Origin of the sequence: uncultured Cyclobacterium sp., assembly GCF_963977555.1 — a bacterium.
Taxonomy (GTDB): domain Bacteria; phylum Bacteroidota; class Bacteroidia; order Cytophagales; family Cyclobacteriaceae; genus Cyclobacterium.
Genome location: NZ_CAXBPD010000024.1, coordinates 1 through 21,109, shown reverse-complemented (window position 1 = coordinate 21,109; position 21,109 = coordinate 1). Strand labels below are relative to the sequence as shown.

At 38.9% G+C, this 21,109-nt stretch carries 12 protein-coding genes; 3 read left to right on the top strand and 9 right to left on the bottom strand.

Going from position 1 to position 21,109, the window contains the following annotated elements:
• Positions 1-15: 15 nt before the first annotated feature.
• Complete coding sequence (locus tag AAC073_RS22100; RefSeq protein WP_339925998.1) at positions 16-1,485, top strand: neutral/alkaline non-lysosomal ceramidase N-terminal domain-containing protein; 1,470 nt, start codon at positions 16-18, stop codon at positions 1,483-1,485.
• A 289-nt stretch (positions 1,486-1,774) separates the two neighbouring features.
• Here AAC073_RS22100 and AAC073_RS22095 read toward each other — a convergent pair whose 3' ends face one another.
• The 9 genes from AAC073_RS22095 to AAC073_RS22055 all read right to left on the bottom strand — a co-directional run bounded on the left by AAC073_RS22095 (position 1,775) and on the right by AAC073_RS22055 (position 15,186).
• On the bottom strand, positions 1,775-3,016 hold the full coding sequence (locus tag AAC073_RS22095; protein ID WP_339925997.1) for a hypothetical protein: 1,242 nt from the start codon (positions 3,014-3,016) through the stop codon (positions 1,775-1,777).
• Positions 3,017-3,365: 349 nt separating this feature from the next.
• On the bottom strand, positions 3,366-4,250 hold the full coding sequence (locus tag AAC073_RS22090; RefSeq protein ID WP_339925996.1) for a TIM barrel protein: 885 nt from the start codon (positions 4,248-4,250) through the stop codon (positions 3,366-3,368).
• A gap of 31 nt (positions 4,251-4,281) precedes the next feature.
• Complete coding sequence (locus tag AAC073_RS22085; RefSeq protein ID WP_339925995.1) at positions 4,282-5,322, bottom strand: PmoA family protein; 1,041 nt, start codon at positions 5,320-5,322, stop codon at positions 4,282-4,284.
• 165 nt (positions 5,323-5,487) lie between these two features.
• Positions 5,488-6,831, bottom strand: coding sequence for a Gfo/Idh/MocA family oxidoreductase (locus AAC073_RS22080; RefSeq protein WP_339925994.1), 1,344 nt, complete (start codon positions 6,829-6,831; stop codon positions 5,488-5,490).
• A gap of 109 nt (positions 6,832-6,940) precedes the next feature.
• Positions 6,941-8,962, bottom strand: coding sequence for a RagB/SusD family nutrient uptake outer membrane protein (locus tag AAC073_RS22075; protein ID WP_339925993.1), 2,022 nt, complete (start codon positions 8,960-8,962; stop codon positions 6,941-6,943).
• Between the two features lie 49 nt (positions 8,963-9,011).
• The gene (locus AAC073_RS22070; protein ID WP_339925992.1) at positions 9,012-12,278 is read right to left on the bottom strand and encodes a SusC/RagA family TonB-linked outer membrane protein; all 3,267 of its coding nucleotides are present in this window, start codon (positions 12,276-12,278) and stop codon (positions 9,012-9,014) included.
• Between the two features lie 928 nt (positions 12,279-13,206).
• The gene (locus AAC073_RS22065; RefSeq protein WP_339925991.1) at positions 13,207-13,971 is read right to left on the bottom strand and encodes a hypothetical protein; all 765 of its coding nucleotides are present in this window, start codon (positions 13,969-13,971) and stop codon (positions 13,207-13,209) included.
• Positions 13,972-13,990: 19 nt separating this feature from the next.
• Positions 13,991-14,659 (bottom strand): hypothetical protein, encoded by a 669-nt coding sequence (locus AAC073_RS22060; protein ID WP_339925990.1) that lies wholly within the window; start codon positions 14,657-14,659, stop codon positions 13,991-13,993.
• Complete coding sequence (locus AAC073_RS22055; protein WP_339925989.1) at positions 14,656-15,186, bottom strand: RNA polymerase sigma factor; 531 nt, start codon at positions 15,184-15,186, stop codon at positions 14,656-14,658. Before AAC073_RS22055 ends, AAC073_RS22060 begins: the two co-directional genes overlap by 4 nt.
• 898 nt (positions 15,187-16,084) lie before the next feature.
• Here AAC073_RS22055 and AAC073_RS22050 point away from each other — a divergent pair.
• Together AAC073_RS22050 and AAC073_RS22045 are read left to right on the top strand one after the other, a co-directional pair.
• On the top strand, positions 16,085-19,216 hold the full coding sequence (locus AAC073_RS22050; RefSeq protein ID WP_339925988.1) for a TonB-dependent receptor: 3,132 nt from the start codon (positions 16,085-16,087) through the stop codon (positions 19,214-19,216).
• Positions 19,217-19,243: 27 nt separating this feature from the next.
• Complete coding sequence (locus tag AAC073_RS22045) at positions 19,244-20,719, top strand: RagB/SusD family nutrient uptake outer membrane protein (RefSeq protein WP_339925987.1); 1,476 nt, start codon at positions 19,244-19,246, stop codon at positions 20,717-20,719.
• The last annotated feature ends 390 nt before the right edge of the window (positions 20,720-21,109 follow it).

Sequence of the window (21,109 nt, the reverse complement as noted above, 5' to 3'; positions counted from 1 at the left end):
TAACAAGTGTTCTCTATGAACGATAAAAAGAAAGTAACATTAAACAGGCGAAAGTTTATTGGTACGGTGGCTACAGGAACATTGGGTTTGCTGTCCGCTCCAGTTTTAGCAATAAATGAAGGGATTGAAGGAGGTTTGATTGATCCAAATGAGGGTAAATGTTTCTCCAAAGTTGGGGAGTACCAGTGGCAAATAGGAATTGCAAAGGCCTTGATCACACCTTTAAATGACGTTTGGCTGGCTGGCTATGGTAGAAAACGTGTGGCTTACGGCAAAATTCATGATTTATGGGCAAAAGTTATCGCCTTAAAAGATGTGGCTGGTAAAAGAGTAGTGATGGTGACTACCGATCACATGGGCATGTCAAAAACCATTTATGAACGCGTTTTCCAGAAGGTAGCGAAGCAATTTCAGTTGGACCGCTCCCAATTTATGTTGACTTTTTCTCACAACCATTGTGCACCTTGTTTAGAAGATGACCTGGTAGATTATTATCCCAGTGATGTTAAACAGAAAGAAGCGGTAAAAGAATATACTTTATGGATGGAGGATCAGTTGATAGCCGCCATTGATGAAGCGCTTAATAACTGGCAGGACTGTGAAATATTTGCTGGTGGAGGCAATTGTACTTTTGCTGTCAACAGGAGGGACAATAAAGAAGCAGAGGTACCGGATTTGATGGCCAAAGGCATTCCTTTAAAAGGAGCGGTGGATCATGAGGTGCCTGTTCTGGTTGCTAAAGGGCCCGGAGGGCATAATTTGGCCTTGCTTTTCGGATATGCCTGTCATCCCACCACATTGGATTTCAATACTTGGTGTGGAGATTATCCTGGATTTGCCCAGATAGCTTTAGAAAATAAATTTACAGGAACGGCGGCCATGTTTTTCAATGCTTGTGGCGGAGATCAAAATCCATTACCGAGAAGAGAATTGGCACTATGTGAGAAATACGGTGAAATGCTTTCGACTGCTGTGGAGGAAGCCCTAGATAATCCATTGGTTAAAGTTTCTTCCCGTTTAAGTACTGCTTTTAATTTTGTGGACCTGGCTTTTGAAGAAATGGTGACCTTGGAAAAATTACAACCCATAGCCAATGGACGAAGCCCACTTCAAGCCAGATGGGCAAGGCGGATGATTGGTAAAATTAAAAAAGGAGAAACCTTTGCTACCAGCTACCCTTACCCAACTCAAGCCTGGAAAATGGGAGATGAGCTTTTGCTTTTAGGAATAGGAGGGGAAGCAGTGGTAGATTATTCGTTGAGGTTTAAAAAGGAATTTGCTCAAAAAACCTGGATTTGCGGCTATGCCAATTATATGGCCGCTTATATTCCTTCCCGTCGTGTTTGGGAAGAAGGAGGCTATGAAGGTGGATCACATCTGGACGAATACGGTCATCCAGCCTGGAGATGGCGAGGAGATGTTGAAGACCGTATTGCTGAAAGTGTGCATAAGGTGGTGCAGCATACGAAGTCTATGGAATCGTAAAGAGGATATAATTTTTAATTTAGTCATATCAGCAATTTACCGGCGGCTGAGCGGAGCCGAAGCCATAGGGTAACGTATCCGAAATACCTACTCCTTCCTCCGCTCAGGATCCGGTTTTGATCTGGGTTTCAGGACTTGGGTAAAATTTAAATCGTTAAAGCAAGACCGTCACTGGGAACCCTTTTAGGTAGGACTGAGCGGGGGGAGGGTTTGGCAATCTCACGTTATAGCTGATTTCACAAGCTTTTTAAAATTAGATTTTGCTAAAGTGAAAGAATTTCCAGAAAATTCACTCCTCCTTCAAACGAATCACAAACATTTGCCTAGTTCCATTCTTGTCAATTCCAGGAACCAGGATAGCATCATTGGTTCGGTTCCAGCGTGGAGCAGGGTCTATGCGAATATCCCCACTGTATAGTCCTTTGTCTATTCCTTCACTTCGGGCAAAGGCACCATCACTTCGGCGGAATACAGCATAGTAATTTTTATTGTCTTTACTGTATCCATTGACGAATAGGTCTCCATTGGGAGAAAGGGAAATGTCACCCTCTGGTTTTAGAAACATTTCCGGAGTTCCCAACCTGTCTATAATTTCTTTGGTATCTACATTGTATCGAATTTGTTCGTCAGGGCTTCTCCCATCATTGTACTTGATGCCGATCAATACGTTGCCAAGATCCCATTCCGGATGGCCCCCTATATGGGTTTCATGTAGTTGAAGTCCGGTACCATCTGCATGAATGGAGGCAGGAACATTGATTCTTTCCTTGCCTTGGCCACTCCATCCGGCCCTGATAAAAAAATAAATGCGATTGGCATCGCGATTCCAGAGTGTATGATTGATAAACAAGCCACTGTGTTCAAGTCCAGGATTGCTTTCTTTTAATTTATCCTCCATTTGACGGTAGGACACCAACAGTTTTTTATTTCCGGTTTTTACATCCACGAGAAATATCCCATCATTCGCAGGAGCCAATTGATCTTTTGACCAATCCAAGGCTCCGGGGTAGCCCGTAACCAGTCTAAGTCTCGCCAAACGGCCATAGTTCAACCCAAGCCAGGCAGATCCATCTGCAGCGATGCCACCATTCCCGATAGGGCTGTCTTCATAACGGTATTCTTTAACTCGTTTTCTTTTATTGATATCATACAGCACTGTAAATACTTTTCCGGTAGTAAGGTCGCGGTCATTAAAGAAAAACTGAGTTTCGGGAGCTAAAGGGTTCCAATAAAACATAGTGCCCTGCTGAGGATTCCATGCGTGAGATTTGTCCAGCCGGATTAGCTTGTTTTTATTCTGGGTATCGATAAGAAAAACCGTTGCCGATTCTTCAGGTTTTGGCATTCGATCTATCGCATCTATCTCAAGTCCTAAAATATACCTTCCCGATTCATTCCAAGGGATGGTTTGGCATTGGCCTATGTAGCCAAAGAAGTGGTGCTTTTTACCAGAGGTTAATTGTTCAATGCTTAGATTGAAAGCGTCTGCCTGTGTAAAGCCTGTAATAAAAGTTGCCAGGTAGATAAACATAAAAAAAGAATATAAAAGGCCTTTTTTAGAAAAAAAACTTCCTTTTATATTCTTTAATCTTTGAGTAAAATAAGGCATGATCTAGATGGGTTTGTCATTAAAAGGCTATAAAATATACTTGATAAATATAAGCATTTATAGCAATTTTCTGCCCAGACCCAGACGCACTTTATTTATTTTAACCCGGATTATGTAATAGGATTCGTAAGTTGCAATGGCAAGAAAATCAGACTGTTTGGAGATTTTAGCATAGCACCGCTATGGTGAAATTGAAAACAGCAACGAAGTGGCTGATTTTAAAGCGATTTCAGTACGTAATAGAATGTCTATTGCATATTTCGGGTTTAATTTACTTTGCATTGGCCAACATGGTATTGAAGATATCAAGTTGCTCTCTCATGGCCGCAACCCTGTCAGCAGGTGTCGTACGTGCTTCCAATAGAATCCAACCTTTGTAATTGATATCTGTAAACAAGTTCAACAACTCTTGGTAAGGATAATCTCCAACATTTAATTCACGAATATGAACGGTATCTCCGAACCATTTTTTCACTGAATTGAAGTTGGCCTCCAATCCCGGAGCCATTAAATCCTGGTCATTACAATTCCAGCAAACCTTGACACTTTTTTCAGTTACCTGATCAAATATGGCTTTCATATTTGGCAATTGTTGTGTCAGTTTTCCATGCACTTCCACACGCACCAATTGTCCCAGATCACTGGCAAATTTACCCACCTCGTTAAAAGATTTTGCGATCTGTGCGATGGTTTGTTCCTTGGCTACCTCCGCAGGAAGTCCATTTGGCTTTACTTTAATTCCAGTGGCACCTATATCCTTGCAAAGTTGAAGGTATTTCTTGGTCCCTTCTATGTTGTCTCTAACCTGAGCTTGGTCAGTATAGTGATAAGCATAGTTGGAGCCATAGCCTAAGCAGGTAACTGGGCTGTCTTTGAAGCGTTTTTTTACTTCTTTTCTTTCGTTGGTAGAAAGACTTGCCTCTACACCATGTGCATGTTCAGTTCTTAATTCTATACCTAGTAAACCTGCTTTTTCACAGTTTGTCAAAAGGGTAGGGAGGTCCCAGTCTTTTCCCCATTGATAGGTTACTAAGCCAAGGTTCATTTTGGGTTTTTTAGCGAAAGCTGCCGCAGTAGCAGGGTCCAATAATGAAAGCCCTATTCCTGCAGCAATACTCTTTTGGAGAAAATTCCGCCTTGATTGATTGTTGTCCATTGAAATGCTTGTTTTTAAAGGAGTTAACCGGTTATTTTTTAGCGTATTCGTCGGCTAAGGCATTGATTTCATCTTCGCTAAGGTGCGCTGATGCGACCACTACTCTGTATTTGAAAGTAGCTGTTTCGCCTTTTTTCAAGCTGTAGTTCAATTCGTCTTTGCCACCAGAAAGCGCTTTTTGTCCTAATGTATTCGCAGCAAATAAACCGTAATCTCTCGCATGCCAATAAGTTGGATAGCCTGGGTTTTTTGGATGATCAATAATTATCAATGAAACTTTTTCGCCTTTAACTTCACTTGCCAACTCCATCCAACGGGCTCTGGTTCCCCATACATCCCCTCCTGTAATACCTTTTGCGCTTTTGTAATCTCCTTTTACGTAAGTATTGTCCATTTTATCCACTTTGGTTTCAACACCATGTGAATCCATTAATGTGGTCGGTTTCTCTGTAGGCAATTCCAGTTCACGGGCAACACGAATAGCAAACATGCCTTCTTTGTTGTCTGTGAATTTCACCTCGTCAATCAAAGCCGTTAATTCGGTTGTGCGGTCTATGATGCGAATGTCCTTTCCTGCTTTAAAAGTGAAAGAAGTTTTCTCTTCCAACATGCTTGTATTGTCTGGGGCTTTCCAGAGCGACTTCGTAACGAGTAAAGCTTTTCCTTTACCACTCTTTGTTTTTTCAACAGATTGGTGGAAAATTGAGCCAAACCCATCCTTTTTAGCAGCAGGGATTGCATCTGAATTGTTCCAAAAATCGAGTCCGTTGACATCACCATAATTCAACCAGATACCTACATGATGCGGGTGGTCAGTTCTGTCTCCTGCTTTATTGATCATTGGATAACTTCTGGTCAGCATGTTTCCATCTGGAGAGATTACCGGCCAAAGCACAGGTTTCATTACGTTGTCTGGATAGATATAGGAAGTGAAAAGTTCACCATCCACGATTACATCTATCTTTTTTTCGGAGTCTTTCACTTCGATTTTAATAGGTTCTTTGTCTTTCTGACCGAAGAGGAGAAAATTGCTGCTCATTGCCATTATTATTACTAATGCGATGTATTTCATTTGAACTCTTAGTTTATACCTGAAATAAAATTTTAATTCCCTTTACTAGAAAAACCTGTCAGGGAAATTTTTTCCTGGCAGGTTTTTCTAAAATGGTTCTCAACAAATAGATTGCTGATTGCTTAAACCTTGATTTTGCAATAGAATAGCTATTGCACATTATGTTTAAACCTGATCTGGAACTTCGAAACCTGGACGGTAATTACGTGTAAGCATTGCATCTGCTTCTGGGTCATTTACGAATTTCTCAGATTTCGGATTGAATGTCAGTACTCGTTCCAATTGATAGGCTATATTCCCCAAGTGAGCCAAACCTGAAGAAAGGTGTGCTGTTTCTACAGGGCCATTTAGAATAGAAGCATCGTGTTTACGAACTGCTTCGATGAAATTAGCGAAGTGGCCATCTGTTCCTCCAGCTCCACGATCCATTCCTGATCCTGATTCTCCACCGTCACTTCCTGACTTACCGGGTGTTCTATCTTGTCCTAAGAAAGAAGCATATTTGTCATAGCCGTCAACAACAATATAGCCTTTGTCTCCATAGAAAATATTCCCTACGCTAGCCCCACCTTCGGTGTTGGTACACCAGGGTCTTACTTCAAACTGAATGATTTTGTTTTCATCAGGATAGTTGTAAACAGAAGTCAATACTTCTGGTACAGTTTTGGCGTCATCCCAAAGGAATTTACCTCCCATGGAAGTGATTTTAGTAGGAAGTCCAACATCTAATCCCCACATACAAAGATCGGTTTCATGGATTCCTTGGTTTCCTACATCCCCGTTGCCATAATCAAAATTCCAGTGCCAGTTATAGTGCACAAGGTTTTCCGTAAAAGGGCTTTTAGGAGCCGGTCCTGTCCACAAATCATAATCTAAGCCCTCTGGTACAGGGGAGAATCCTTTGTCTCCAATACTTGGTCTCCATCTGAATACAATTCCTCTGGCCATGTAAACATTGCCAATATAACCATCACGAATAAGTTGGATAGCTTCCTGAACCGCCGGAGAACTTCGAAGCTGTACACCATGCTGAACAATGCGATCGTATTTTTTAGCTGCCTCTACCATTTTCCTACCTTCGGAAATATTATGGGAACCTGGCTTCTCAACATAGACATCTTTACCTGCTTGGCAAGCCCAGATAGTAGTCAAAGCATGCCAGTGATTTGGCGAAGCAATACTGATAACATCAATATCCTTATCGTCCATTACCCTACGTAAATCTTGTTCCAAGACTACATCTGCTTTGTATTTTTCTTTAAAGGTTTTTTGACGATCTTTAAGAATATTCATGTCAGGGTCACAAAATGTCTTAATTTGAACATTTTTTTGCGACATAAAGCCTTGGATATGGCTTTTACCTCTACCATTTAAACCTAAAACTGCTGCATTGATCCTGTCATTGGCTCCAAATACACTTGAAGGAACAATGGTAGGAATAATAAGGGCAGCCGAACCAGCTACTGCTGATTTCTTAATAAAGGATCTTCTTGATGATTCCTTATCCATATTCAAATTTGGTTTATTATTGAAGTTATAATTAATTCGACCCATTAAATTAAGAAATTCCCCTGACGAAGTAATGACATCAGGGGAATTAATTTATAAATGGTAAATATTATTCACTAAGGGCTTCCATAGGGTCCACATTAGGAACACCTGCAGGTTGTACCACATGAACTAAGGGTTCAATATTGTCTTCAGAACCGTTATAACCCGTAGTTTGATTTAATGTGGCTTCCACATTACCTACAAGGTAAGGTTGATAAACAGGCCAATAAACATGCATAGGATCCATGGTATACTTGGTGGTATTATAGGTAGCCCAAGGTACCTCGTCTCTAAAGAAATTGTTTTTCTCCATCATTCTGTCATAATAGAAACTACTCGCTGAAATAGATTTCTCTATATCATTGCCAGATATGGAATAAGTTTTTCCATTATAAGCCATTTTGCCTGTTTTAGCGAAAATTACAGAAATACGAACCAATTCATCATGACGGTATTCTTCGCCGAATAATTCTCTATTTCTTTCATCCAATACAGCACCAATACCATCTGTTTGGATATCGGCAATTGTATACAGGTCTATGGCATTGGCTCTTTGACGAATGGTGTTGATGTCTTCAGCAACACCGGCAAAGTTGTCTTGCCAGTAACGAGCTTCTGCTCTCACCAAATAGGCTTCAGCAATTCGCATGATGTACATGTCCATCTTACCACCATCTTGTCTGTCAGGTCTGGATTCCTGGTTAACGGAATAAAACTTGTACCTTGGGTAACCGAACCAACATCTAATGGTATCTTGGCAAGTTAAATTGCCATTGTCATCATACAGACGAAGAGGCTTTAAATAATATTCACTTCCATCTTCCAATAAGGAAGGGTTGTCATATAAAACATCCTCCATTTCAAACCAGTTAAGGTCCTTGTGACGGTAATCTTGTTCATCAAATTTACCTTTGAAATTCCATATTTCGTATTGTGAATAATTGGTAGGTCGGGCAAATCCCTGACCTCTACCCCATTTTTTCATCATCCTACCTCTTTCGTCGCTAGTAGACTGCTGTACATCAGTACCAGTTCTGGTAGTACCAGGCTCCCATACACCAAGGTTTGTACTTACAAAGTTTGGTCCCCAAGCCCTGATCCTTGCAGACCTACCCTGTGTACCCAAAACAAATGGCTCATTGACAACCAACCAAATCCCTTCCGGATTACTGGTTTTTTGTGCCCCCCTGTCCATGTGTAAGTAATTAACGGCATCAGCAGGCGCATATCCACTACGTCCGGGCAATGGATTTCCAGTATTAGGATTGTCCGTATTTGCTACTTCCACTTCTACTACGTCGTTTGGAATCATGTCGTCAGTGAAAAGTTGAGATTCTCCTCCGTTGATTACATCATCCATTAATTGTTCAGCATCAGCAAAACGAAGGTTTAGCATGTAATACTTCGCCAATAAAACACGTACAGCGTCTTTTGGTGCCTGACCTACTGCCAATTGGCTCTTTGGTTTTACATGTTGTTCTGCATATTCCAAATCCACAATCATCTGATCCCATATACCCTGCATATTAAAGGCTTTAAAATCTCTTCTTGCTTCAGCTACAACGTTAAGTGGAAAGGCTACATTACCGAAATCCATGGTCAATTGCATGTAGAAGAAAGCCCTAAGGAAATAAGCGGAACCCAATAAATGGTTTCTTTCTTCATTATTAGACCCATTTTCCCATTCAGGAATATCTATATAATCGATTACGGTATTCGCTTTCTTGATATGATCATAATTGTCAGCATAAAAAGACCTTGCCCGACCAGCATCATTGTTTCTACTATTGGTAGGGGTAGCATATACCCGCAAGTCAACAAATGCATCCGGTTTATCTGTAGCAGATACTACAGAGGCGTCACTCATATTGCTATTGAACATCAATTCCCGGGTATCCCCATTCCATTGACTAAAAACACCTCTATAGGCTGCATCTAAAGCGGTTTGTAACCCGGAAGCATCTACAAATGTGTTTTCAGGACTTAGGAAAGACAGTGGTTTTTCATCCAAGAAATCTTCGTTACAGGAGAACGAAAATATCAAGAATACGGGAAGTATTATCCCTTTAAATATATTTATCTTTTTCATTTCTTTCTTTTTTTAATTTGTGTTCCTAAAACTGTAATGGTATTTAGTTTTAGAAAGTTACATCCAAACTAAATGAATAAGTTCTTGGCATTTCTCTGGCAGATTCAGGATCGCCTAATTCCTTAATCCAAGGAGTAAATACTGCAACATTTTCAATGTTCACTGCTAGTCTTACCCTGTTTGCTTTGACCTTTTCTAAAATATTTTGAGGCAAACTATAACCCACTGAAATATTTTGAAGCCTAACATAAGACTGGCTTAACCAAGCATTGCCACCACCCAAATTGATTGAATTAATTCTGGCAAAATCATTTTGCCCGTTAAGGGGGGTCCAATATGGGATGTCATACCAGTTTTTGTTTTTGATATACTGCTGGGAATTGTTGAAAGGTTCAGAAGTACCGCCCTTGTACCCCAATCTGGCTAAGAATATTACACCTAAATCAAAGTTCTTGTATTCTACATCATTTCTTAATGTGATGTACCAAGGGTTATTGGTTAGTCCTAGGAAGACCTTGTCATCAATGTCGATGTCACCATCTCCATCCTGATCAACAAACCTGAAATCACCCGGAAATAGGCCATATTCCGCAGCTTCGGCTTCTTCTCCCAATTGGTATACGCCATCTAGCTCCCAATCCCAAATAATGTCCTTGTTTTCACCTATAAACCATCCATTTTGCAAATCATCCGGCTCTCTCATTTCTGTGTTACCTTCACTGTCAGTCATGGAAATCGGTTCATTACCTAATGTAGTGATTTTATTTACGCGATAAGTAACATTAAAAGCAGTGGTCCAAGCAACGTTAGCAGTAGAGACATTAATAGAATTTAAACCCAAATCAAAGCCTCGATTCTGTAAATTTCCCACGTTGGTTTTAACGGATTCAAATCCGGTAAGCTCAGGTAGCTTTTGATCCAATAGCAAGTCTCTTGTTTCTGACTGATACACATCCAAAGAACCGCTTAGCCTATCGCTGAAAAGACCAAAATCCAAACCTACATTAAAAGAACCGGTTCGTTCCCATGATAACATAGGGTTAGCTATTCTAGTGATTTCTGTATAAGGTGTAGGTATATACCCACCATCATAGTTCAAAAATACACCATTACTTAACTGGGCATAAGCATTGTAATCCTGCAATCCACTACTGTTTCCATTAACCCCATAACTCAATCTTAACTTTAAGTAATTAAGTGTTGATTTGTTTTGCATAAAGTCTTCATTGCTAATGGTCCAAGCTCCAGAAACGGAAGGGAAATTACCATAGATGTTTTGCAAACCAAATCTAGAGTAACCATCTCTTCTGATGGAAGCTGAGAAATTGTATTTGTCACTGTAGGCATAATTTACCCTACCCATTAAACCTGTTCTTGAATTTACTTCGTCATAGGAAGACATAGTAGGATTTAAGCCAAGTTGTAAGGCATGATACCCAAGTGCTGCAGTAGGAGAAAAGTTATTGGTCATTGCTCTGGTTTCCCATCTTTGATTCCTTTCCGCATTGTATAATCCAGTGAAGTTAATTCTATGCTCTCCAAATTCCTTGTTCCAGTTCAGGGTGGTGTTGGATTGCCAAGAAAAGTAATCATTGTATCTTCTTTCAGCAGCATCTACAGCCCTTTGAGGATTTCCTTTTTCATCCAAGTCAAATCTTTTGTAAACATCAAATCGTGGAGTGTAATCCGTTCTTAGCGTAAAGTTTCCCGGTAAGTTAACTGAAGCATATAAAGTAGGATTGATCATAAACCTGGAATAGCTTCTGGTGTTCCAAGATGGATCCTGATAGGGGTTAGATAGATTTGATCCTGCCGCCTGATCATTTAGATTTTCTCTGGTTCTTGGCATGCCATTCTTCCAAGGTTGGTCGTATGGGGAAAATACCCTGAAACTTCCATTGCTAACTGCTTCTTGTCCTTCATTTTGGTAAGTGAAGGAGGTATTTGCACCAATGGTGAAAAACTCCGCTAAATTCACATCCAAATTTAAACGAGAAGTGATGGTTTCAAATGACTCTCCAATTTGAACAGACTCCCTGTTACTGTATCCCAAAGAGTAATAATAGGATACCCTTTCATTTCTTCCTGATACACTAACGTCATAATCCTGTCTTACACCTGTATGAAATAAGAAATCCTGCCAGTCATAAGAAACGCCGTTTTGGTAATTCTCAATTTCATTTTCCCAAAAACCAAAGTTATTAATCCTAGCCAAATCGATTTTAGCAGGGTCAGTTTCACCTGGTATACCATTGGCAGCCAACCAATCGTCTTGGTATTGCGGATCTATGCTATTATAATCCCTGAATCTGGTCCATGGCTCAGTAATGGTGTTTGTAATGGTCTCATTCATGTCTGTCAACCAATTCAATACATCTTCACCACCTTGGTGAGTCTGTTGCCTCCTAGCACCTGTTATTAATCCAACTCTTGAACTGAAAGTGATTTGAGGTTTGCCATATTCACCTCTTTTGGTGGTAAATATTACTACACCATTGGTCGCTTGAGAACCATAAACGGCAGCAGCACTCGCATCCTTCAAAACATCCACACTTTCTATGGTGTTTGGGTTGATTTCTGCAAGGTCACCTCTAAATATTACACCATCTAGTACAATAAGTGGACGGTTGGCAGCCCTTTCTTCTTCTCTATCACCATCACCATCCAAATCAGCTTTGATAGAAGCATCGCCACGAACATTAAATTCAGGTACATTCTTAGCGCTCGTGGAGTAACCTACACTCAAACCTGGTACTGTTGTTCTTAAGATTTCAGAAACAGAGGTAGGTTTGTATTTCATTACCTCTTCAGCCTGCACATTGATTACAGCTCCTGTAAGGTCTTTCTTCTTTTGGGTACCATAACCAATTACAACGACTTCATCCAAAGCCTGTGTGCTCATGGTAAGTGCTACATCAATTGTAGATTGATTGCCCACTTCTATTGTTTGGCTCTCAAAGCCAATAAAAGAAATAACGACAGATGAATTGTCAGGAACGGTGAGCGTGTATTTACCATCCAGGTCGGTTGCCGTTCCTATTGAGGTTCCTGGTACAGATATTGTCGCACCTGGAATAGGCTGACCATTGTTATCAGTAACAGTTCCTGATATCGTAACATCAAACAAATCTGCAGTTACCGACTTCCTTACACTCTTATTGGAGGCAGTCGCTATTGAATTTTGTTCGATATTTTTTATGTTCTTGTCTAAACTTGTTTGTTGAGCCAATAGACTCCCTGAAAACAAGCACAAGACTAAAGTCGCTAGAGATGATATCGGTTTCATCACTAGTCGATTGAGTAATTTTCTTTTCATAATGGATTATTGTTAATTGTTTTTGATTTGAAAGGATTCCTTTCTTTAAATCTAGGTTTTGGGTTGTTAATTTTTAACGCATAGGCAATTATTTTAGTGATGAACGGTTATTAATTTATTTAAAGTTTCAATTTAATATTTTGTATAATTATGTTTTTAGTGTGATATAAGATATTTTATACTGTTTTTTGCTAATTTTATTAAATTAAGAAGGGTATTAGGGTGATTTTTGCTTCTTTTTGATTTTCTTTTCTATAATGCATATTAAAAATTTTTTCCTCCTAAAAAAAATATATACCTAATTTTTCTTAAAGTCTACAAAACCGTTAATTTAGTACTTATTTGATTAAAAAGGCGCTGCTTTAAAAGAGAATTATTCTCATTTTTTTATTTTTCATTTAGAATAGATGGGTTGATGTTATCGATATCACTTTTCGATACTATAATGGTTATTTTTCAAGAGAGGGGGCGTTATGATTTCAGGGTGTTCTGTATAGATGTAATTTTCGGCTCCAAAGGGCTGTCAAAAATAACTTTAGGTAGTAGAGTAGGTTGGCATTTTTTCTGGAATATTAGTAATAAATAATCTAAATATTGAAGACCATTAAACTTCCAACCATTTGCATGTACCCTGAGCTAGGGTGTTTTCACCCAAGAAGGGTTAAATTTAGGAGACAAGTTGTACTAACTTTTTTTTGTGGGTCTAAGTTGGGGGAAGGGTGTGGCAGTCCAATTTAGATTCCTTCGACTTCCTCTACCCAAAGCCCCAGCAAAGTCTATCGATAACGTTTTTATTTAAGTAATTGATGTTCAATAATTTGAAAATACACATCGTCATTTCAATTTCTGCATTTCGAAAATGTTTGGTTTCGAAATGACGGTTTTAGGAGTAAGTATTTATGCTTAAACTTTAGGGCCTTGGTTTTTCTTACCAAAATCGTACTCCTATTGTTGGGTAAAATGTATTCAGGTTATTTGTTCCAACTAGCCCTACCTGAATAGAAATGACCTGGCTGACTTGTCTCCGGTAAAAAGCTTTAACAGTTGTTTTGTCAAAAAGCTGACTTTTTTCATCATTCAAAAGGTAGCCAATGCCTATCATGTTTTTATTGTTGGATTTGGGATTGAAAAGTTCCCAGCTGAATTCAGCATTTAAAAACCAATTGTGATTGACCGATACCTTGTTTTCAATCTTTCCTGGAAAAAAAACAGAATTGGTAATCGAAGCCCCTATATCAAATTTTCTCCAAGAAATTTTACTCCTAAACCCTATCTCAGGTGTGAAATAGCCTCCCGTATAATCAAGCCCAACTGGAAAAGTCAATTCTAGCCGATCTACATAAGGGACATATTTTTTTTCAATGTTGAGAATGACTCTGTCCACACTTGTCTGTGGAAATGCTTCGGCTAGCCTGTAGGTAATGGTTTTAAACTCTGGGAATTCAGTTGCTTTTTTAAGAATGGGCTTAAATTTTAATGTTAAGTCCTCTGGGTTGTGCTCATCAGAATTGAACAGTAATAGGAGTTTTCCTTGATTTGGAAGTTCAAATGCTAAAGAGTCAGTAATTGGCCAGTCTTCGTCTATCCAGTCTTGGGTGTTTTTAGGCAATTGGTTTTCTACTTCCTGAGCAAGGATTTCAAAATGGATTGCGCATAGCAATGCCAATAAAGACAATTGAATTGATCTTTTCATAACTATAGAATTTAGAATATTAGTTTTTTGATTTATTAAATTTTACTTGAATAGTGGCCGTCGGGTAAATGGCCTCTTCTATATGTATTTTTTCTTTTCTACCAAAAGGAGAGCCTCCTGATTTGGGTTTTGCTACTTCCCAAGTAATTTTCACTTCATGGTAAGTATTTTTGTTGGCTACCATAGGAGGCTGAATAGTTATTTTATTTATAGTGAACGTTGTTTTGAATTGGACCGGGGGCAATGGCATTCCACCAGCTGTAATCGATTCTATTTTCTTGCGATTAATTGGTGGGGAAATGTTCACCTTAGTAGAAGGTAGTTCATTTGTTGCTATTTTTTCAGGGATCCTTTCCCTTGAAATTAATACTTCAGGTGCTAAATAATTATCAGGAGCATTAAACTTTGGTTTTTCTGTTATTAAAGGTGTTTTATCGTCACCCTGAAAGGATAGGAAGAAGCCAATTCCTGAAAATAACAGGGATATGGCTACAGCCGCTGCACCTAAATAATACCAGATTAGCACCTTTTTTGGTTGATCATCGAGCCTTTGTTCAATTTGCTCCCAAATCTCGGTATTGGGTTCCAGGACAGGAAGCTTTTTAATGTTTTCACCAAGTTGCTTCTCGAAGGTTTTTTTTTCTAAAATTTTATTCCATAGCTCTGGGTTTGGGTTGTGTGTTTTCATGCCTTTAAGAGCTTAGTGATTCGACTTTTTAATAACGTTTTGGCATAGTGCAACTGAGATTTTGAGGTGCTCACTGAAATATTAAGAAGTTTTGCAGCTTCCTTATGCGAATAGCCTTCCACGGCAGTGAGTAGAAAAACAGCCTTGGCCCCATTGGGAAGACTCAAAATTGCCTGATCCAGTAGTTCTGTATCAAACCAGGAGTCGAATGCCTCAGTGGTGTCCACTTCATGGTTTTCTACTGGTTCGAAATAGATTTTCTTTCTACTACGATTTATAGCCTTTCTAACGGCTATGGTCTTCATCCAAGAGATCAGGGCTTCAGGATTTTTAAGTTTTCTAATGTTCTGAAAAACGGCTACATATACATCTTGTAAGATGTCATGGGCTTCTTCTTCATCACTGAGTATTCTAAAGCAAGTTGAGTACAACATTCCTTTCGTCATTTCAAAAAGCTGAAATTGTGCATTTCGGTCATTTTGATTGATCCTTTTTATTAGTGTTGCGTCTGGCTTAGGTATACTCATTTTTCGTCTGTGTATATAAAAGAGTCAGAATAGATTCAAAAGGTTGGAAGGGTTATAATTTTTTTTCATAATACCGGATTCTACTACATAAGAAAAGTAACGTTAGGTAGTGTTGGGGTTTTGTCAGCAATGTTGAAAATAAAAAGGTGTATTTAATTTTTGATTTTTATGATTAAAAAATTGATTTGGCAACTTGTTTATGGTCATCGAATAGAAAATACCCCTATTGGTAATCGTAGATTTCTTTGAAAGCATAATATAATAGGTTTTACCGGCCTTCAAAGGTTATGGTTTTTGGTGAAGGGTGGAAGGCGTTAAGAAAATGAGTTAACTCCCACAAGGAGATCCACTCATTTTTAGCCTTGAATCCTGCTTCAAAAATCAAATGATGGCTACGTAAAAGAGATCTATTCTCTGAAGGATATCCCATCATTTGAAATAAAATTTGATAGCCTTGATTTTTTTGGTTCGTTTTTTCATCAAGGAAAAAATGAACAGAGGGAACAAGGTAATGATGCCAGTATGCCCTTAAATTATTTGTTTTTAAGTAAAAAATCACACAGAACCCCTTTAAATATTTAATTTGATTTTTCCGAAAATGAATTACCTAAAATAGTCCATTCATCACTTTAATACTTTGAAAAGTTATTTTTTATACTCCTTGAATGGTAAAATTTAATTTAATCTATAATTAAGTAAAACAGATAAAATTTATTTGTTAATAAAATAATATTTAATAAATTTAAGGTAACGTAACCGAAAAGATGATTAATGTTTAAATTTCCTTCTATGTAGTATATAATTCTAAATATGGAATTTATTCAAATAATAATTTTTGGGTTTCATAACCAAAATGATCTTTATATAAGTATAATTTAACCACTTAAATCAATCTGCTTTGAAAAAAAGATACAATGGAAAAATGGGGAGGGAAATATTCCTTCCCGTTCTTAGTGAGGTCAACCACCTTTTTTATTTAGGGGTACTAACAATGATCTTAATTTTGGGTTCAGGGATTTCCTCAACGACCCATGCACAACAACGTACTGTTTCAGGAACAGTTACTGATGCTGATAGGAATGAAACACTTCCTGGTGTGAATATATTGGTCAAAAATAGCAATGTTGGAACGGTCACAGATATAGATGGGGCCTTTAGTCTAAATGTACCAGCAAATGGTGCTGTTTTAGTATTCTCTTTCGTAGGCTTTGAAAGGCAAGAGGTAGCGGTAAACAATCGACAGACCTTTGCTATCAACCTTGTTCCAGAGCAATCAGACCTGGATGAAGTTGTGGTAATTGGTTATGGAACAAGAAAGAAAACTTCTGTTACCTCATCTATTTCTAAATTAGAAAACCAAAACCTTGATCAATTGCCGGTTGGAAGGCTTGAGAATGTTCTCGCAGGTAGAATGGCTGGCGTTAATGTTACCAATACCAGTAACCGGCCGGGTGACGCGCCTGACATAAGGGTTCGTGGACTTGGTTCCATAAGTGCGGGAAATGACCCTTTGGTAGTTATCGATGGCTTTCCGGGAGGAAGCTTAGGTCAATTGAACATGAATGATGTGGAATCCATTGAGGTGCTAAAGGATGCTTCATCTACTGCGATTTATGGTTCAAGAGGTGCAGGTGGAGTGATATTGGTTACAACTAAAAGAGGGTCGTCCCAAAAACCTGAATTAAAAATCAATTCTTATTTCGGCATGTCCAATGCCATTGTTCATGACGACTGGTTGACAGGAGACGAATGGCATAGCTATTTGACCAAATACCAGAACAGGGAATTTGCCTGGGCTGGGGGAGATACTTCCATTCCTATTTGGGGAGATCCACGGAGGCCATTGACTTACCAGGTCAATCCACTGACCAAAGAACTTCCTCAAACCATTTGGCAGGATGAGGTGATAAAAGCAGCTACCATCCAAAACCACAATATTTCCCTTTCTGGAGGTACGGAAAATACTAAGTATTACTTGTCAGGTACTTATATGGATGAAGAAGGGGTGTTAAAAACTTCTGGCTATAAGAAATACAGTTTTAGGGCCAATGTGGATGTAAAAATCAATGAAATGATAAGTTTAGGAATGGAATTGAGCCCATCCTATTCTAAAACAAGGTATGCAGGGTCTAATATGGTTTCCCTGGTAAAATATCCACCATTTGTAAGCCCTGATTATATTGATGGAAAGTATCCACGGACCTATGATTATATCCCAACTGGTCACTCTGGACAAGCTAGTCCCTATGTTTACCTTTATGGAACAGAGAATAATTCCAATGTTTTCACCAACATAGGTAGAGCCTTTATTAATTTAGACCTGATGGATGGACTTAGCTTCAAAACATCTGTAGGTACGAATATTTCCTTTGTCAACAATGATTATTGGAGCGGTGGAATTGGAGATACACGTGTAAATACCAATGGTAATGTCTCTGATTCAAGAAGTATAAACCTAGTGAATGAGAATGTATTGAATTATACCAAAACGTTTAATGAAGTTCACAATGTTGGGGGTTTGCTAGGTGCTTCTTATCAAAATTCCACTTCCAGATCACTGGCCATGTATGCCATACCCAATTCATTTAATAACGATAAGGTAAAAACCCTAAACAATGCCATTATCAACCCCGCCAATACTACCCAATCAAAATCTGAATGGGGCCTGGTTTCTTATTTTGCTAGGGTAAACTACGCTTACAATGATAAATACCTTTTAGAGGGCTCTTTCAGACGTGATGGGAGTTCTAGGTTTGGGCCGGAAAATAAATGGGGGAATTTCCCTTCCCTTTCAGCTGCATGGAGACTTTCGGAAGAAGAGTTCATAAAAAACATCCCGAATATTTCAGATTTTAAATTGAGGGCCAGTTATGGTGTTACAGGGAATTTTAACATCGGAAATTTTCAGTACTTAGGTTCTGTGGGTTCAGTAAGTTATTCACCCAATAATTTATTGGTGAATGGGATTGTTCAAAACTCCATGGCAAACCCAAGGCTCTCCTGGGAGAAAACCAAGGGCTATGATTTTGGATTTGAGATTAGCTTTTTTCAAAACAGGTTTAGCTTAAATGTGGATTATTATGACAACTTAACCACAGGTATGTTGTACAATGTAAATACTCCGGCAATAACTGGTTTTAGTAGTATCATAAACAATGTAGGTGAAGTAAGAAACAGTGGACTGGATGTAGAGATCGATACGAGAAATCTGGTAGGAGAGTTCAAATGGAATTCTTCCTTTAACCTTTCAATGAATAAAAATGAAGTGACAGATCTGGGCGAAGTGGATGAACGAATCAATACCTATTGGTCCATGGATTTTCTATTGAGAGAAGGAGAACCAATGTTTTCTTATTATGGGTACCAGTCTATAGGCGTTTTTCAAAATGAAGAACAAATTTCTCAAACCCCTAGTCTTGCTGGTACCAAACCAGGCAACCCAATATTTGAAGACACCAACAAGGATGGTAAGATAGATCCTGAAGACAAAGTGGTCTTAGGAAGTTTCCAGCCTAAAATGCTATTGGGTTTTTCAAATGAGTTTTACTGGAAACAATTTGATTTGAGTGTTTTTATGCAAGCTTCTTTAGGCGCTAAAATGTTCAATGCCGAAAATCAATATTACGAAGGGAATACACTTGGTGCAATGAGAAGATCATTGGTAGAAGACCAATGGTGGTCTGAAGAGGAACCTGGAAATGGTACTAATCCAGCGGCAGCTTTGAGTCAATTATTCGGTTACAATACCAACAATGACTTTTACTTGGAGGATGCTTCCTATTTAAATGTAAGAAGCATAAACTTAGGTTATACCTTCCCAAATTTCTCCGCGGGAGCAGGAATTAAAAGTTTGAGGCTATATGCTTCTGTTAATAATTTATTGGTAATCACCAATAAAAATAATCATGCCTACAATCCCGAGGGAACGACAAGAGGAGAAGTTTCAGGCATAAGCAGTACGCCTGGGGTAAATCTTGGTTCAGAACCCCTAAATAGGACTTTTGTTCTGGGACTTAACATTGGCTTTTGATTGGTACAGGCACGAAAAAATAGAAAAATGAAAACTTACAAATTAAATATACTAAGCGCATTAGCGATTTTGCTAAGCTTTACTTCCTGTCATGATGATCTGCTCAACCCGATTCCAGAATCATTATTGACCAATGTCAACGCTTTTGAAAATTCGAATGACCTGGACTTGGCCGTTTTGGGCATTTACAATCGGTTACAATCAAGGTTTCCGACGGACTATGAGTTGATGGAAATTCCATCGGACAATATGTATGGCTACTATTTTGCCACCTCACCAGGTATGGCAGAAATAGGTTTGCTTGATGTTAGCCCTGAAAATCCAAGATTGAATGTCTTTTGGAAGGATACCTATAATGGTATTTTTAGAGCAAATACTGTTTTGGCAAATATTGATGTGCCTGCAGATTACAGTGCTGAATTAAAAGACCAACATACTGGTGAAGCCAAGTTCATGAGGGCATATTTTTACTTTGATCTGGTAAGGATTTTTGGCGGTGTGCCAGCTGTGACAAGTATTATCGAGGTGGCAGCGTCCAGACAGGTTCCTAGAGCTACTGAAGCTGAGATTTATGCACTAATCAATAGTGACCTAAATGAGGCAATTTCTAAACTCCCTTTTACTTCCGAACAAGGAAGGGTATCTAAAGCAGCAGCCATTGCACTATTAGCTAAAGTGAAAGTTTATGAGGAAAAATGGGCGGAGGCTAAAACCTTATTGGAAAGGTTGTTCGCAGATTACGATTATGAATTGTTGCCTGATTTTAAAGACCTCTTTCGCATAGAAACCGAGGTAAATGCTGAATCCATTTTTTCCTTACCTTATTTGGAAGGCACCAATGGACATACCCTAACTTATGCTTTGGCACCTACTGCAGGGGTTATGGGAGTTATCAACAATGGTAGCAGGGTTGGAAGACCAACATGGAATCTGCATAAGGCCTATGATCCTGAGGATTCCAGGTTTAGTGTAACCATCACAGAATGGCAGCGTACCTTCTCTTCTGCTCCTGAGGATGAACCTTTTTGGTTCCCTTATTTCAACAAGTTTATCATTCCCATCGATAATATCAGTAGTTCAGGATTGGATTTGCCTGTTTTGAGATTGGCCGACATGGTATTGCTTTATTCCGAAGCGCTTTACCAATTAGGGGATCAAGAAACTGCCCTGGTGCAGTTGAATAGCATCAGAGAAAGGGCATTTGGAGATTCGGACCATAATTACACCTTGGATGAAATTGCTAGCCCGGAATTGTTCATGGACAAACTGTTATTGGAAAGAAGACTTGAATTGGCAGTTGAAAACAACAGGTGGTTTGACCTGGTGCGTACGGGTAGATTTACTACAGCTTTAACTCAACTTGAAAGTGAGTACAACCCTTCAACAGAACAGGCGGTGATCCAAAATTTAAATGCTCAAGATTATATGAAATATTTTCCAATACCCTATGAGCAAATCCAATTGGCAGCGCCAGGAGTAATGGAACAAAATGAGGGTTATTGATGCCTGGGTTCAAATTAAGATCGTATCAAAAGCGAATAATGGTCACTGCGAACCCTTTTAGGTTGGCTAAGGCGGAGGGAAAGGGTGTGGCAGTCCCACTCAAGGTTGGCAACTGAGCCTATTGAGGGATGTCGAAGGATCCACTCAAAGCATTTCTTAAGCATGATGATTTTCCATGAAATTGGGTCGAACTCAGGTTTATAAATAATATTTTGCAGCTTAATGGCGTGATGATTTTGTCAGTATTGTTGCTAATAAATAGGCAACAATACCGCCAAAATCAGAGATTTTCAATTTCTTATACCCCGGGTTAAAAACCCGGGGCTACAGAAATGTCGCCCCGTATTCTAAGATTAAAGCAAGTAGAATAGTACAATTTTTAATTTTTAG